Genomic DNA, 17,210 nt, shown 5'->3' with positions numbered 1-17,210 from the left:
AATCACAATTGTCCTTTAACCAGTCCGGCAAATGTCCAAAATCCTTCTGCCGGTGCATATCTCAGTGAAAAGCCTACATTATTACAGAACGCCCCCATAGTATTAAACTTTCTCATAATTTTAGATTTTCCTTCCGTTTTCCTATCATCTTTGTCCATACCGAAGTTTCCGCTTTCTAGTATAATATTTTTCAGAATCACAGCCGACTTTTCCCTTTCATCGAAAAGCATACATTTTTCATCCAATCCAAGGAAATCAGCCATAAAAGCATTAAGCAACCGTGTCCATTTGGTCAGCCCCAGTTTCTTACAATAATATCGCATATCCTCCCTGCTGTACGAACCATTCAGGCTATGACATGCCATAGCCATATCACACAGTTGTCTGACACCAATTCCCCAGCCAAGCGCATGCTTCAATATATGAGTATTAAGCAGCAACAAATTTACTAATGGCGATGCTACATATATCTCATTTTTACAGCCATTCAGACAGATTTTCTTATATCCTGATGAATTTTCTATCTCCTTAATATACCTTCTTTTAAAAGGATTGGCTATATCAATCAGGAATGGATGTATCTCAACATCTGTATTACGAAATCGGAAATTATAACTTCCGTCAGGCATTTCAGACACTTTACCACCATGCATACGCACAATATTTACAGCTTTCTGCATCTCACCTCTACGCGGAAAATACAAGTCTATATCTCCGGATTCTCTTGATAAAGGATTTTTATAAAACGAAGCTACCCCCTGACCTTTCTGTAATACAGGCTCCGCTCCATTCCGAACAAAGACACCATAAAGCCCATCCAAACATCTGTTCATTCCTGCGTTCAGTTTTTCAATAGCATCAACGGCAGATACCCACTTCAACAAAAGATCCTGCGGAGGGAAAAAATCTTCAGGCAAAAGGCATACTCCCTGATATACGAGTGCTGTGACAGTCTGTTTTCTTGACATGACGAACAAATTCTCCCATTTATCCCGTGAAAGCGGAAATACCGAGAAACAGTCCGGCTCCTTTTCCCAAAGACCGGCCCTCAACAGAATGAAGAATGCCTCCACCACACTATCCGTCTTTTGTACGGTCATAATCTTATTATTCTATTAATCCGAATTTTCTCCACTCATCAATCTGCTTCTCCACATCCTTTAAGGCAACATCAATATCTACATCATATTCACCGCACAACCATTCGGCAATTTCCTGTATAGAACATTCACGTTCACCAATCTTCTTCCATATCATGGCTGCAGATTCATTCATGCAATACACGTCGGACATGTCTGTCCTTCCATCGCGTGTGTCAACTATAAGATACTGCTTTCCAACCTTTCTCAATACCAAATCCTCTTTCTGTCTCATCATTGATTTTTCTTAATAATTAGAATTTTTTTCCCGACACTATGGAATAAACCGTCAGGAATATAATTTTCGTATCAAGCCACAGCGTATGTTTCTCCATATACGCCAAATCCATATTAAGTCTTCTCAACATTTTCTCCATCGTATCCGTATAGCCGTTATACAATGTTGCCGGAGAGAATAATCCCGGACGCAAACAATACAGCAGCTCATAATCCGGATTCACAGAAATTATTTTATCCACAAAAAACTTTCTCTCAGGACGCGGTCCTACGAAACTCATCTCACCTTTCAGTACATTCCATAACTGAGGTAGCTCATCCAGATGATGTTCACGCAGGAATTTCCCTATCTTTGTCAGTCTTTTGTCTTCTTTTTGACATAGAGCAGGTTTACCGTCAGCTTCAGCTGTTATTGTCATAGATCTGAATTTATAAAGCATAAAAGCTTTACCTTTATACCCGATACGTTCCTGCTTGAAAATAACCGGTCCACCATCTTCCCTTTTTATGCAAAAATAAATCATCGCCATAAATGGAGAGAATACAATAAGACCTATCAGGCTCGCAACAAAATCAAAGCCTCTTTTCAAGACTCGTCCATAAAAAGACAATGCATCCTTCCTTCCCTGTTTTCTGCTCCTAACCATTTCAGCAGAATTAGAACAGCTTAAAACCTTAACATTTGTTTCATTCATATCCATATATCTTTAAACATTTTTCTATCATTCTCTCTTTAGTAAAGAATTCCCTGAATCTTTTACCTGCATTTTCAGAATATCCGGCATAAACGTTATCATCCGATGTTATTTTCATTATCGCCTCTGCCAGTCCTCTGGCATCCTCCGGCATCACGTTTATTCCCGATTTTCCATCCGCATTAACCCAAGCTACTCCAGACTGAGGAATCTTTGTAGCAACAACCGGTTTTCCACATGACATCGCCTCTATCTGAACAATACCGAATGCTTCCGTTTTCTGTACACTACTCATACAGAAAACACTACAAGCCCCGTAATACCCCGGCAAATCCTCATCTGAAACTCGTCCAAGCAATTCAACTTTTCCGGAAAGTCCTTCACTTTTTATCTGCTCCTGCAATTCTTCTCTCAGCGCTCCTGTCCCACCAATCAGTACCACATATTCATCTTTCAGGAATTTGGCTGCTTCAACCAGATAGCGGAATCCCTTGTAATGTACCAATCTTCCCAATGAAAACACTATCTTCTTCCCCTTGTATCTGTTCCTTATCAATTCTTCCTTTCCATAATCACGAGCTACAGGTTCCACACCTATAGGCAGACATACTGTTTTACCCTGAACATCTTTCAAATAAGGCGATTCCTTGAGATACACAGGAGTAGTTCCTACTATGCGGTCGGCACGTTTTAACAGCCAGTTCTGCAAAGGTTTATACAGTTTCAGCAACATCTTTTGTTTCTGTATGTCACTGTGCCAATGCAATATAACCCTTCCTTTATATCCCGAGCAAAACAAAGCCAAACATGCCATGGGGTCAGGATGATGCACATGTATTATATCATAATTCCTGCAAACCCTCCATAACCTCCATATCATTGCAGGTGAAATCATTGTAGCAGCCTTTTTTGTCCATGTAGGCGTGCATATAAGATTTGCAAATTCATTTATTTTTACTGTTATTCCATTCATGTCCGTCGCGGCGCATAGCATATCGCAGTACACCCCTTTTTCCGATATACCGGTCATAAGGTCGTACATAACCTTCTCAACACCTCCGCCAATCGGATAGAATTTTCCCAGTTGAAGTATCTTCATTCTTATCTATTTTTTGCTTAATGTCAGTTCATCATACAGACGTATATAATCCATATACCTGTCTTCCTTCCTAAAATTTTTCTCTGCAAACTCACGACAAGCTTTAGTATAGCTATCCTTTCCGCGTTCCTTTATTCCCCTTGCTGCTTCAAGCATTGCATCCACATCACCGCGTTCTACTATTCTTCCGGTTTCCTCTGTTATCGCCTCTATACTTCCTCCCGTACGGTATGTAACCACCGGTGTACCGCAAGCTATCGACTCAAGATTTACCGTAGGATAGTTGTCCTGCCATGTAGGATTCATGAAAGCATCAGCAGCCGAATACAGTTCAGCCAACTGCCTTACATTCTCCGTACGCGATATACCTACAATACCGTCAGGCAACGATTTCTTCTCTTTCTCTTTCAGACCTACCAGCACTATAACCTCATCATCCCTTAACATTCCCGCCATCTTTTTAAAATCATCAAGTCCCTTTTCACGGCTCCATATACTCGCCACTCCCAGGAATATATTTTTGCCTTGAAGATTATATTTCATACGTACATCAGCATCATCATATACATTGAATACATCTGTATTTATTCCATTATGTATAACCTTGAAACGATAATCTTTCAGAAACGATTTTCTCATCTCACCCTCTATCCATTCCGATACTGGTACAAATATCATCTTATCATACGGAACAGATGTAAACGCCGCTTTCTTATCCTCATAATTTCTTTTAGAACGATCCATAAAGAAACTGGTCGGAAATTCCTTTTTCTGGGGACAATCATGACACCCAGTCTGCCATTTGTCACACCCCACATACGAATAATAATAACAGTGTCCCGTATAAAGCCAGCAGTCATGCACAGTCCATACAACCGGAATACCGCATTTGGAAAGATATTCAAATAAAATCTTGTAATTAAGGAAATACCCATGTATGTTATGAATATGGATAATGTCCGGTCTCAGTTCCTCTATTCTTTCTACAAATTCCCTTGTTGCCGTATCAGAGGCCAGACCATGTCTGTCCATTATCCTTGTCTCAATGCCATGCCACGCAGTACTCATAAAACTACCCACAGGTATAAGCCTTGAGCTGCATGGCTTTATTCCATCCCTTTCCATGCTGTAGGCCACATAACTTTCCCATCCGTTCTGAATGGCAAGTTCACCTATCTCCTGCATTATACGCCCTGTGGAAGTATTGATTCTTATCACTGGATTTATCTGTAAAAGTTTCCTCATTTCGCTGTCAGATTATTGAAAAGACCTATCCATTTGTCCATGACAGCCTTTTCAGAATAAGTATCCACAATTTTTCTCGCATTCTGCGACATCCTTTTCCTGCATTCATCATCCCCCATAAGTCTCATCATACCTTCGGCCAAAGCCTTTATATCACCGTTACGTATTATCAATCCGTTCTCTCCATCACCGATAATATCCTTCGGCCCACATTTAAAGTCGAAAGCCACCACCGGCAATCCGCAAGCCATCGCCTCAATCATCACCATCGGGAACCCTTCATAGTTTGAACTCATCACCAGCATTGAACTTTCAGAATATTCCCTGCCTATACTCTTTGTCGGATTATTAATAAACGCACTGTTGGTGAGCCCTTTTTCATCTATCATCCCTTGCAACATCTCTTTCCATTCTCCCTGACCGAATATGTCAAGTCTCCAGTCATTGTATTTACCGGACTTACATACAATTTCCCAGGCCTGTATCAGACGGTCAAACCCTTTCTGATAGTCAAGTCGCCCTACAGCTATTACACGTTTATTTGATACATCGGAATACCTGTCAGCCACAAACATTGCCGCATTTGGAATTACCTCTATGTTCGGCAATTTTCCCCAATATCCCCTATCCTCGTTTGTCAGCACCACAAATTTATCGAACCGCTTTACTATCCTTTCATCCTGCCATGTTCGCCATCTGTCTATAGCTCCCAGCAGTCCTTTTCTTCCATATTGTAAGCGGAAGAACTTGCAGTAATGTATTTCCAGTACCTTTTTACTGCCATCCTTTATATCAGGTATAAACGAAGATTCCGACGGATAAAGAGAAACTACTATATCAGCCTTTTCTTTTATAAGCAGTTCTTCAAGAAGTTTTCTGTGTCTCCTTCTCTTTTTCAGATATCCGCATATTTTACCGAAAGCCCCTTTTACATTATCTTCCGAATAGTTAATGCCGAGATCAATCATCCTGACACTTTCAGGAAAAGGATAGAACGTAGGTCTGTCGTGCTGATCTGTTGTAACGACTGTAACATCCAAATGCATCTGTTCTAAAAGGTATTTCACTTTATTATATAGAACACGCTCCATTCCTCCAGGATTACATGTAGAATGAGTGCAATAGATTATTTTCATTATTCAGCCTTTTCTAATAGAATTCTGTTATTATATTCATCATTTTCTTCCTTACTAATACATAGGAATAAAGCGAAAACAAGAAATATATCTGTAGCGACTTTGAACCAAACAACAAAATTCACTGCCAATATCAATAAAAACATTATCCTCAATGATGACAGATTTTTAATACAAACTTTCGCTGCATAACAGAAATAAGTCATAAAAAGAATAAGACCAACTAGTCCAAAATAAAAAATAAAACGTAGGTAACCTATATCAGTACCCATATAATATGCAGTACCCATTTTACCAGTATAATAAGGATCACTTTTCAAAGGATTATCAAAATATCCATCACCAATAATCCACGTCTTCAGCGATTCAGGGAAAACAACCATATTCTGCAACATATCATTAGAATGTACATTCCATTCACCTTTTTCCACAAGACTGAAGAAACCTTCAAAAGCAAAACGAAGGTTCTTATATATCACATCATTGTATCTGTAAAAATAAACAATCAGCGGGATACTTAATGCTATCACGATAATCATCCACCTCCAAAACCTAGTTTTGGACTTGCTTATTTCTTTCTTGTCCATATTAAAAACGACAAAAAGGAGATAGATCAATGATAATACAACTCCCACGGTAGTGGTACGTGATATCATATTTCCTATAGTAGCAATAATCATAAAAGACAAGCCATAAAATATAAGCCATTCCTTTTTTAACACCTTACCATAAGCAATACCGATACATACTATCATACATAAAACAGCCGAAAACCTTGTTCCAGCAATATCCAAACTTGCCCCTATACCATACATTCTATCATGTTCCTCATAATAAGCGCCTCCAGAATACACGCTATCAACCAATGACTTGACCATAGAATTCATCTCAACTCCCAAAGCAATAATACACTGCAATGCACATACCGCAATCAGATAATTAGCTACTAATACAGCTGAAGCCTTTCCATGAACCAATTTTATAAGTTCAATAACAAAATAAGCTCCTCCTAACCAGACCAACATAGACACCAAGTATGTAGCGTATGTTGTGTCATTGGTATCATTATACCACATAGAAAGAAATCCACTCAGTGAAACCAAACCGGCAAACAATGACAGAAACAAGTAATCCTTTTCAAGATATTTTTTCCTTTGTGCTAACTGAACCATAAAAACGACTAACCCGAATCCAGCCATTATCATTTTGGAGTTTACTCCAGTAACAATATCTATAGGAAAGAAATATAGACTTGTCATTATTATGGTAAATATAATAGAACAAAACTGTATCATGACTATTTATTATCTTCCTAATCTTAATATTTTAATATATGTATTTTTATTTTTCTCCCATCTTATAAGATCTTTAATGATAAATCTCAATTTGTCTCTATACCATCTAATATCTTTATGAGCAGCACTTATTTTCAAATTTTCTCTTAAGGCATAAAAATACAAATTTTTAGATAACGAATCTGTCATATCATCTTTTGCGAAAAAGATAGGAATGTGCTTAAAAACCTGTTCACCCTTATCAAAGTATAAGTTATAAAAGAAATCATAGTCACCTGCAATTTTATATTTCAAGCTAAAAGGTCTTTCTTTATGAATTGCCGTACGTATTAAGCAGCTTTGATGGCAAAAAACCATTTTATACGTAATATCCTTTAATCCATTGCATACAAATTTCTCTTCATAATCTCCACAGTCATATATAGCATCACAATAAATAACACAGATATCATCTTCAATCGGTTCAGACAATACATCCATAAGCACATTTTCTGAAACAAAACAGTCACCTGAATTCATAAAATTAATCCATTCTCCAGTAGCTTTCCTTATACCTTTATTCATGGCATCATAAATTCCTCTGTCTTTCTCACTACACCAATATGATATTCTTGAAGAATATTTCTCAATTATTTCCTTGGTGCCGTCTGTACTACCACCATCAATAACAATATACTCTATGTTAGGATATGTCTGTGAAAGTACACTCTGTATAGTCTTTTCAATAAACTGTACACTATTATAACATATAGTTACAACAGATACTTTCGGATTATTTATGTTATTATTATCCATCTTTCACTTATATATTACCCCGTAAACAAATTTAATCACTATATAATAATACAATTGCAATAACCAATACTGACGTTTGCAAGCCAACAATTGCAGTAATCTTGTACGCAAAGATATGTCTTTATTATACATAATACTATCATTTGCTTCCGGAAACCATTTCATCCATTTCTCATAATCCGCAGCAGAAGATGAGATCAACAGCGGTAACTTGATATTCAGTTTCAGAAATTTAATCTCTTTATCAAACCTGTTACCATAATTAGCTTTCACATATCTCTCCACTTCGTGAACATTTGCAGTAATCTGATCCATATATCCCTTGGACCAGTTTCTCGTCAACGAATCAGAATTTGTCTGTATATAATGATATAGAGGAATGTTCAGTATGGAAACCTTATTTGCATACAACGCAAGTTTCAACATCACCATCATATCCTCCCCCATATTCATCTTCTCTGTAAAACGGATGTTACTATCTTCATATAAAAACCTTTTTACCATGAAAAGCCACAGATTCCATCGTGCCACACCTCTCGCCATTTTTATGAAAAGTTCCTCACCGCAACTGACTTTTGGCTGAACCATATAACGTTCGTTCTTATTAAATGAAAGAAACCATTCACATCCTATAATATCAGCTTCTGTTTCATCAGCCTCCTTATATAATAATTCCAATGTATTATCTTCAATATAATCGTCTGCATCAAGATAATATATATACTCTCCTGTAGCATTATCAAGCCCTGTATTCCTAGCGGCAGCAACTCCTCTGTTATATTCATGATGAATACACTTTATCTTCAAATCAGCGACCTCACGTTTCTCCATAAAGAGACGGATACAAGCTTCAGAACCATCATTACTGCAATCATCAACAAACAATATTTCAAGATTTCTGTAAGTCTGTCTGACAATAGAATCAAAACATCTGTTCAAACAGTCAGCTGCGTTATATACAGGTATTATAACAGAAATCAATCCTTTATACTTATTATCCATAAATTAAAGATTACCAAACAGAACCTTCTATCTTTTTCCCTCTCCATCCATATAAGACATTATAGAAAAATCTTTTATATAATCGTCCTATAGCAACAGGCATACAATAATGCAAATCCCTTAATAAATAAGGAAAACTTAAAATACCCTTTCTAAATACTTTGAATGGAGATATATAACTTAAAGAATAAAAATCCTTGTAATATTTATTATATAAACCAATTTCTTTCTTCTGTAGCAATGAATACATTATTCCGCATTTCTTTCCTTCAATGATAGTGTATTCATTCTTTCCTAAAGTCCTGTCATCTTTTTTTACAAAATCAATAATCCTTTCAAAAGCCTTCAAATACACTGTGATATCCTTTTCTATAGACATACTCGTCATTATAGAAGAACTCCTGACCAGATAATTATAAGTCTTTTTATTTACAACATACATTGAATCAGCCTTACAAGCCAGCTTAAAACTCCATATCACATCTTCATGCAGATAACCTTCCTCAAAAAACAAGTTATTGTTTATCAGAAACTCCCTCCGACACAACTTATTCCAAGCCATAACGTACCACAAGCCATTAGTATATGCATCAAGAATTGAAGCATTTCCAATAAGCTCACACTCCGGCAATTTTAAATCTGAAGATACGCTATCAACGCCAACAAATTTATAATCGGCAAGAATAACATCATAAACCTTTTCTTTTAAGGTTTCTACAAGAACACTTAAACAATCATCACTAATACTGTCATCACTATCCAGGAAATAGACATATTCTCCCTTGGCATTCACCAACCCTGTATTCCTGGCTGCAGACAATCCTCTGTTTCTTTCATGAGAAAGGATATTGACATAAGAGAAAACATTCTTTTCCAGATATTCCAGAACAATACCCATACTGTCATCCGTACCGCAATCATCCACCAGTATCACTTCAAAGTTCTTATATGTCTGTCTGAATACAGAATCCAGACATTTTGCGATATATTGCCTTACATTATATATAGGGATAATTATTGAAATAAAAGGCTTATACATTTTTATTGCTTTTTTGTTTCAACGTTTCTGTTATTCTGTTCACTACACCCATATATTCAGACGAGAACTTTCTGGCAAACAAACGGTCTGAACTCATAAGTTCATCATAATCTTCATCTCTCCACACATACGGTCTTCCTCTACCCCAGTCTATTTTTCTCATATGTCCCTTATAATCAGCAGACAAATCGTATAAATTATTCCTAAAATGAGAATTCCAACAAACAGTTTGCATCACTACCTCATCAGGACAAAACGTATGAGTATATGTTTTTCTTATTTCCTCTTTATTTTCCAATAAATATTTAACAAAATCTGCTGTAATACTTACCCACTGAGAACCTTTCTTAAATTCTATGTTTCTGTTCCTTTTAAAACCTACCATGATTTGAACACGAACAAATATAGCCCTAACAAATCTGGTAATAAATGAAAAATTACTTGAATTCTTAAAATCAAAAGGAAATAAATGCCATAATCTCATCTTCCTGTCCATTTCTCCTGATACATCCGCAAGACAATAGTCTATAAACTCCTTACCTATGTTTTTATTGAAAAATTCATGAATATAATCCTGGGTTTTAAGAGGCATATCTACCCCGGAAAGAAAATGATAATAATCATATTTTCCTTTAATAAATGCCTCATGCATCAGTTCATGCTCCACCTCTACAAGACTAAAATCTGCCCAGTGTACATTAATACGTTTATCTATAATATATAGGTTTGAATGTTCTGTATGCAGACTTGGAATATCTTTCAACTTTGAATCATAATGGATGTAGATATCATTACGTTCATCATCCAATAATGATACAAGATTCTTCAATAATTCAGGCTCATTATGAACTATAATCAGATATGCGTGTTTCATTGTGAAATGTGTAAATTATAGGTTACGGCGTATTAAAGCCATGACTTTCAAAATATAAAATACAATAAAAGACGGTAGCTTTAATGCCATACGTATCTTTAAAGGTAACGTTTCAATAACACTTGAATTATTCCTAGCTGCAAACCTATACCTTAATAACTTCTCTTTACAATTTGAGTTTTTTTTCAGGAAAGAATCAAACAACGATCGAAATAATATTTTTAAATAAAATCTATATGTTTCAATTATCGGATGAAGCTTATTTATCTTATCTATTATTGTGAACACAATATAATTAGGCTCAAAGTTATCTGCATTTGTATATTTTATATTAAAATCTGGTATCTCATAATAATACCCTGATTCCTTTGTAAATATTATACTTTCAATATATTGTAAATACATGTAATTAAATACTTCATCCTCTAAAAATGAAAAACATTCACTAAACCGAATATTATATTTATTTATTATTGAACACAAATACAATTTGTTCCACACATAGCCTATGATATCCTTGTCGTAGAATTTCTCAATAAAATCAGCTGTACAACCTACAAAATAACTAATATTACTACCAAAATTATTATAATTTTGTACTACCAATTCAATATCATTTCTACAATTTCTTAAATATATATCAAGCCATTTAGGACTGACATAATCATCAGAATCACAAAAAGTCACCCATTTACCTTTAACATTACCCAATCCTAAGTTTCTTGCTGAACTTACCCCTCCATTTTGTTTATGAAATACTTTTACACGATTATCAATCTTAGCATAATTATCACTAATCTCACTGGAAGAATCAGAACTACCATCATCAACAATTATCAACTCAAAGTCAGAAAAAGTTTGTGATAAAATACTATCAATACAACGATTAAGAGTTTTCTCTGAATTATATACCGGAACTATAACAGATATAAGGCACATATTAAAATTATATTAAGTCATATACTCGCTTCATAGTTTCCTGTACATTAAATGTTTTAGAAAAAGCTACAGCATTTGCAGAACATTCCTCTCTAAAAGACTTATTATCTATCATCTGTTTAAGGCCATTGTATATATTGTCAATGTCCTCATTAACTATTATTCCTCCTCTTGACTTTCTAATAAGTTCAGTAGGACCAGATGTACATGTTGACACAACTGGCTTACCTAAACACAAAGCCTCACAAACAACTAATGAGAATCCCTCAGATTCAGAACATAAAAATAATATATCTGCTTGGTTGATATAAGAATACGGTTGTTTAACAAAGCCCAACAACAAAAAGCTATCATGAAGACCTAACCTGGAAATCTCATATTCTAATTCTTTTTTAAGTTCACCGTCACCCAATACCCAAAATTCTAAATCATACCCATTCTTTTTTAGTTTATAGGCAACTTCTAAAGCCCGATCATATCTTTTTTGCTGATTTAACCGTCCTACCATACAAATGGTAAACTTCTTCTTCTCTATAAATTTATATTGTGATAATCTTACAATCTCATCACGATCAATTAAATTGTAAATTACTTTAAATTTATTTTCATTAATCTCAAATAACTCTTTAAATCTATCCTTAGTATCTTGAGATACAAAAACGATATTATCCATTTTTTTATAACAATTCAACTCTTCCTTTTCATTTGTAAAAAAATCAAGTGACCAATGCTTTTTTTTCAAATCAATATGGACCCAAGAAATATTCTTGCTAGCTTTATGGTAAATATAAGAATGCATCTTTACTGACATTCCTTCCATAAATGAAATTATGGTATCAAAATACATTCCCCTTAAATACCATAACAAAGGTAATTTGCATAAAAAGAAATAAGCAAATTCCTTACATCCAAACATTGAAAGATAGCGGTATAGTCTCTCTATCCACAAGTTTTTCTTATGTAAAGATATAAACCTTACTTGTTGCGGAATATCATCAATATAAGGACCATCCTTAGTTTCCAATAATAATGTAACATCATATTTTGAATAGTCAAAATTCTTCAGGATATCTATTAAGACTTTCTCTGCACCACCGTTAAGCATGGCAGGCATAAGAAAAATAATATGTTTCATATATTTCATTATAAAGCAAAATAACAGACTATAATTTTCTTCCAGTTACAAAACCAAGAACAGACGGCATAAACCTTTTCATCAGTTTATACACTAATAACAAAGAAACTACCGTAACAAACACACTTAGTATATATACAAAAACATAACCATATTCACCACTAGGATGTAAAATCATATACATGAATTTTGTCGCTCTTTGAGTTATAAGGACATGGCTAATATATATGAAAAAACAAGCGGAAGATAAAAATGTACTATGTTTAACACCATGCTCTAACAGCCATCTAGATATATTATAAGCAAAAAATAAAAATCCTAAAATACTGATAGTCTTCAATCCAAAAGTAAATTCATTATATCCATTCCTTACAGCATAAAAATATAATATTGATGAAACTGGATAGACCAACACAGAAATAACTTTAAGTGATTTTATTTTGAATATAATATCTCTTTTATTAATACTAAGATATGCTCCAAATGAAAAAAACAGAAAAGCTTCTGAGAAACCATAAGAGCCAAAACGCAATTCAGGAAATATCCAAATCAAAGCCAATAATAGTATAAAATAAAATTTAGTACGACGCAGCAGATAATACAAAACTGGAGAAAACAAGACAACGATCATCAAATCACGAACAAACCATAATGGTGTATTTATGGGATCACGCCCTGGATATGTTATAAGTTCAATACTGTTGACAACTGGGACAAACAAACGCCCATTATAAGTCCAAAAGCAAGATAAAATGTTTTCAAATGTAAGATTTAGTTTTGTTCCATATGTTGCAAATTCATTCACATTATTAAAGCATTTCAATAAACCTACAATTATTTCCATTAAGTTCCATATTAAATATGGAATCAACAATGTTTTTACACGGTTCCTGAGTTTTTTTACATATATCTTATTTGTAAAATTTTCTATACCATAAAAGAAGACATATCCGGAAATAAAGAAAAAGACCGGTACACTTACTCCTCTGACAAATGATTCAATAAACAACATCATATCTTCAAACAAACTTATCTCGTCCGGATTATATGTATTCCCTCCAACAATAACCTTATTACTATTAAACACATGAACAGTTACCACAAATATAGCAAGTGGAAATCTCATAAAGTCAAGACATTTTGACTGTATATTTCTTTCTGCCATTTTATTTCCTTTTTACTATCACATTTAATTTATTATAATCAGTACTTTTCAAATATGATAAAGCATCTTTAATTCCTCCTATAAATGCCCTAAAAGGTTCTTTATTTCCCATTATAGCATTTAATGAATATTTAAAAGTCTGTATCCCATAAGCATAACATATTGCAAAAACAGAAAATATTTTCTTAATTATATTTTTTTCCGGCATATATATAAAACGGCACCAAAAAACAAGTTTATTTCTATATTCCGAATAAATAACTTTACATGTTCTGTCTTCATTGTTGGTTGATGTGCCTGCATCCAAATGTATTATTCCTGAGTCGTAGGATGTAAGAATTTTTAGACCATTCAAATACATTTTATAAAACATTACTTGGTCATCAGGAAAAGCGTACGGAGTTTCATCCAACCATAGTTCATCTTCATATTTTATATTTAAGAAGTCTTCTTTTCTGCATAAGAAGCATGGTCCTGCATTTGTCTGAGATTTATAAACAGTTTTTGTCGGATTATTTACGTACGAAAATCCAGCTGTGGGTAGTACTTTATATCCCCATCTGTTTCCAAATATTCTACATACTTCGCGTCCTAATATTGATAATCTAAGTTTCGAGGCAAATGGTTTAATATGATTGTCAAACAGATTTGGAGCTATTACATCACCTTTAAATTCTTCAAGTTCACTAAATAGCTTTTCTACACCATTAGAAGGCAAATAAACATCATCATCAAGAAACAGAATATACTCAGTCTGCACTTCGTCATATTGTAATGCACGCTGGGCAACCATTCCTTTCTTCACGTAAACATAGCGCTCTACTCCAACAGTCTCTGATGGCAAAGGATATCCTTCAGCTATATATATAATAATTAAGGAAGGCTTTACTGTCTGGCTAATAATGGAATCCAATGTTCTCTGGTAGTATTCTCCACTTTTCCCCAATGTTCTTATAACAACCGAATATTCATTCATAGATTTGAAGAAAAAATATAAGTAAGGAACTATTCTTTAACGTCTTAATATATAAAACAATAAGCTTTTAAATTTATAATTAAATTATCTAATAAAAATACGTTTAAGTTTCAAAAAACAATATGGCATGAACCATAGTTTATATTTCAAACAAAAAAAAATAAAATTATCTTTTCCATTCTTTACGTAAGGCATACGATTTTTGTAAAAAAATGCATTACGACTCCATTTTTTTAGAATATTTTTCTTATTGAAATATTTTATTGATTCACACCCATATAGGCCTTTTATATAAAACAATAAATCTTTTAAATATTTATCAAAAAGAGTTTTGTTTAAATCATTGTTTGCAAAATCAAGAATAGCTGCTTGCCAATTTTCTATCTCAAAAATTCTATTTTCTGTAAAAGTATGACAAAGAGACCTTGTGTTCAAATTATTATGAAGATAAAATGTCTCAGTTATAAAAGATATACGATGACATTGCTTCAAATAGGACAAACTGAAAATCAGATCTTCTCCAAATGATATATTCTCTGGATAAAGATTTTTAATCAAACTTTTCTTATATAATTTATTGACAGACGAACTTAAAAGTTCTGTTGACAGCCAATAACCAAAATCTTTTTTTAAAGCATTAATTGAATCATAGTCTTTATTTTGAACTGCTGTCCATATATTTCCACTACTCTGTTTAAAACCAAATATTATGCAGTCTGCATCTTTATTTTCAGTCAAAACTAAAAGTTTTTCACAGGTTTCCGACTCCAAAGCATCATCACTGTCCAGCATTAAAATGTAATCTCCAGTTGAACACCTTATTCCCTCATTCCTTGCAGATGAAACACCACCATTTTTCTTATGAATGACTTTAATATGTTTGCTTTTCTTTGCCCATTCATCACATATTAATCCGGAATCATCAGTCGAGCCATCATCCACAAGAATTATCTCTATGTTTTGATATGTTTGGCAAAGCAAACTTAAAATGCAATCGTCTAAAAATTCCTGTGCATTAAATATAGGGACAATAATAGAAATTACAGTATTCATTATACTTATTTACATCAAATTAAAGTTAAAGAAAACACTCTCATCAAATATTAATATTAGAAATAATATAATAAATCATAACTAAATATATGTAATTGATATCTCTTATTTTAAATATTTTGAAAGGTCATATTTACCCAATAAAAATACAATATGATGTTTCATCTTGTATAAACTCCATATAAAATTGTTTTGTTGCTAAACCAATATTTTGAATTGATTTTAAAATCATCACTAAATAGCCATCTATAAAATTCATATTGACTACGTTCTAATTCTATTGAATTAATATTTAATTGCTTATAAAAATGAAATATCTGAGATAAAATATAAATAGCATCATCTAAATTTAATTTATATTTATTCTAGGAAAAATATGATTCATGTCAGACATAACAATAATAATTCAAATTTAATATTGGAAACTTACTAAAATTCTCGCATAACCAATCATCATAATATATAAATGTTACCCATTCTTATTTACTATCATCCAATCCCAGATTTAGTACAGAACTCTCCCCTCCATTCTCTTTATGCAAAACGTGAACACGAGAGTCTTTCGCAGCATATTCATCAAATATATCTTATGATCTATCTGTACTCCAACATTAATAAGTAGCAATTCAAAATCAGTAAATGTTTGCTGTAAAATACTGTCAATTCGTCTATTAAGAGTCTTCTCAGCGTTATATACTGGGAGAATAACACTTATCATAATAATAGTAATCTATTCAGTTTTTTTGAAGTTTCTGTTTATAAATGTACTTCAGAGATTATTACCTAATCCCCAAACTTTGTTTCAACCAGTTAAGACTTTTATTTTTTTCTATTTCCATATAATTAAATGCATCAGTAAAATCTATTTGTAAAGGAGCAGAAAGATAGTCATTAGGTAATGAGAAGTTTCTGTTTTGTAGATGTGTTATTTTCAGAAGATTTGAAATACGATTATCTTTCATGCCGTTAAGAACAAAAAAACTTTTCTTGAAAAGAATAGAAAAAACAACAGCATGAAAAGAATCACAACAAATAATCGAAGCATTCCTACATAAGTTTAAAAATTCTTTAGGACCTACAGACGCGTAAATTTTAAATTTTCTGCCCCAATCCAACATCTCTTCTTTTGTTCTCAACCCCTGTGATAATACTACTTTTTTATGATACTTTTGTCCTAATCTCCAAGCCATTTCATATACCTTGTTATTGAAATTGGGAGAATATATCAATACATATTCATCTTTTATTAATGGTTTATTATCAATAAGTTTGTTATATTCATCAATATTCAATAACGTAAGCATTCAGTAAACCCCGTCAGAACTCAGTCTTGATTCTTTATATTTTTGTACCCATAACCAATATTGTACAAAAATGAAGAATATG

At 33.4% G+C, this 17,210-nt stretch carries 18 protein-coding genes; all 18 read right to left on the bottom strand.

Annotation, left to right across the window (positions count from 1 at the left end; genetic code table 11):
- Positions 1-2 precede the first annotated feature (2 nt).
- Positions 3-1,100 (bottom strand): nucleotidyltransferase family protein, encoded by a 1,098-nt coding sequence (locus OCV82_RS11650; protein ID WP_154044547.1) that lies wholly within the window; start codon positions 1,098-1,100, stop codon positions 3-5.
- 7 nt (positions 1,101-1,107) lie between these two features.
- A complete protein-coding gene (locus tag OCV82_RS11645; RefSeq protein WP_154044546.1) occupies positions 1,108-1,377 on the bottom strand; it encodes a PqqD family protein in 270 nt (89 codons plus the stop codon).
- A 16-nt stretch (positions 1,378-1,393) separates the two neighbouring features.
- Positions 1,394-2,023, bottom strand: a complete 630-nt coding sequence (locus OCV82_RS11640) for a sugar transferase (protein WP_262543632.1) — start codon at positions 2,021-2,023, stop codon at positions 1,394-1,396.
- Between the two features lie 40 nt (positions 2,024-2,063).
- The gene (locus OCV82_RS11635; protein ID WP_154044544.1) at positions 2,064-3,170 is read right to left on the bottom strand and encodes a glycosyltransferase family 4 protein; all 1,107 of its coding nucleotides are present in this window, start codon (positions 3,168-3,170) and stop codon (positions 2,064-2,066) included.
- Positions 3,171-3,176: 6 nt separating this feature from the next.
- Positions 3,177-4,415: a glycosyltransferase gene (locus OCV82_RS11630; RefSeq protein WP_154044543.1), complete on the bottom strand. Its 1,239-nt coding sequence runs from the start codon at positions 4,413-4,415 to the stop codon at positions 3,177-3,179.
- Entirely contained in the window at positions 4,412-5,551 is a 1,140-nt protein-coding gene (locus OCV82_RS11625) for a glycosyltransferase family 4 protein (protein WP_154044542.1), read from the bottom strand. The genes OCV82_RS11630 and OCV82_RS11625 overlap by 4 nt, the downstream gene beginning before the upstream one ends.
- The gene (locus OCV82_RS11620) at positions 5,551-6,810 is read right to left on the bottom strand and encodes a hypothetical protein (RefSeq protein WP_154044541.1); all 1,260 of its coding nucleotides are present in this window, start codon (positions 6,808-6,810) and stop codon (positions 5,551-5,553) included. The genes OCV82_RS11625 and OCV82_RS11620 overlap by 1 nt, the downstream gene beginning before the upstream one ends.
- Positions 6,811-6,855: 45 nt before the next feature.
- The gene (locus OCV82_RS11615; RefSeq protein ID WP_154044540.1) at positions 6,856-7,641 is read right to left on the bottom strand and encodes a glycosyltransferase family 2 protein; all 786 of its coding nucleotides are present in this window, start codon (positions 7,639-7,641) and stop codon (positions 6,856-6,858) included.
- 3 nt (positions 7,642-7,644) lie between these two features.
- Complete coding sequence (locus tag OCV82_RS11610; protein WP_154044539.1) at positions 7,645-8,643, bottom strand: glycosyltransferase family 2 protein; 999 nt, start codon at positions 8,641-8,643, stop codon at positions 7,645-7,647.
- Between the two features lie 10 nt (positions 8,644-8,653).
- The gene (locus OCV82_RS11605; protein WP_154044538.1) at positions 8,654-9,682 is read right to left on the bottom strand and encodes a glycosyltransferase family 2 protein; all 1,029 of its coding nucleotides are present in this window, start codon (positions 9,680-9,682) and stop codon (positions 8,654-8,656) included.
- Positions 9,675-10,556, bottom strand: coding sequence for a beta-1,6-N-acetylglucosaminyltransferase (locus OCV82_RS11600; RefSeq protein ID WP_154044537.1), 882 nt, complete (start codon positions 10,554-10,556; stop codon positions 9,675-9,677). The genes OCV82_RS11605 and OCV82_RS11600 overlap by 8 nt, the downstream gene beginning before the upstream one ends.
- Before the next feature lie 15 nt (positions 10,557-10,571).
- The gene (locus OCV82_RS11595) at positions 10,572-11,495 is read right to left on the bottom strand and encodes a glycosyltransferase family 2 protein (RefSeq protein ID WP_154044536.1); all 924 of its coding nucleotides are present in this window, start codon (positions 11,493-11,495) and stop codon (positions 10,572-10,574) included.
- A gap of 7 nt (positions 11,496-11,502) precedes the next feature.
- Positions 11,503-12,630, bottom strand: a complete 1,128-nt coding sequence (locus OCV82_RS11590) for a glycosyltransferase (protein WP_262543606.1) — start codon at positions 12,628-12,630, stop codon at positions 11,503-11,505.
- A gap of 28 nt (positions 12,631-12,658) precedes the next feature.
- A complete protein-coding gene (locus OCV82_RS11585; RefSeq protein ID WP_154044535.1) occupies positions 12,659-13,795 on the bottom strand; it encodes an acyltransferase family protein in 1,137 nt (378 codons plus the stop codon).
- A 1-nt stretch (position 13,796) separates the two neighbouring features.
- On the bottom strand, positions 13,797-14,771 hold the full coding sequence (locus tag OCV82_RS11580) for a glycosyltransferase family 2 protein (protein ID WP_154044534.1): 975 nt from the start codon (positions 14,769-14,771) through the stop codon (positions 13,797-13,799).
- Between the two features lie 84 nt (positions 14,772-14,855).
- Complete coding sequence (locus OCV82_RS11575) at positions 14,856-15,824, bottom strand: glycosyltransferase family 2 protein (RefSeq protein ID WP_154044533.1); 969 nt, start codon at positions 15,822-15,824, stop codon at positions 14,856-14,858.
- A 505-nt stretch (positions 15,825-16,329) separates the two neighbouring features.
- Positions 16,330-16,542, bottom strand: coding sequence for a glycosyltransferase (locus tag OCV82_RS11570; protein WP_262543602.1), 213 nt, complete (start codon positions 16,540-16,542; stop codon positions 16,330-16,332).
- 61 nt (positions 16,543-16,603) lie between these two features.
- Positions 16,604-17,128 (bottom strand): polysaccharide pyruvyl transferase family protein, encoded by a 525-nt coding sequence (locus tag OCV82_RS11565; RefSeq protein WP_154044532.1) that lies wholly within the window; start codon positions 17,126-17,128, stop codon positions 16,604-16,606.
- Positions 17,129-17,210: the final 82 nt, after the last annotated feature.

This window comes from Bacteroides cellulolyticus, assembly GCF_025567135.1.
Classification (GTDB): Bacteria; Bacteroidota; Bacteroidia; order Bacteroidales; family Bacteroidaceae; genus Phocaeicola; species Phocaeicola cellulolyticus.
This window is presented reverse-complemented; position numbering and strand designations above follow the sequence as displayed.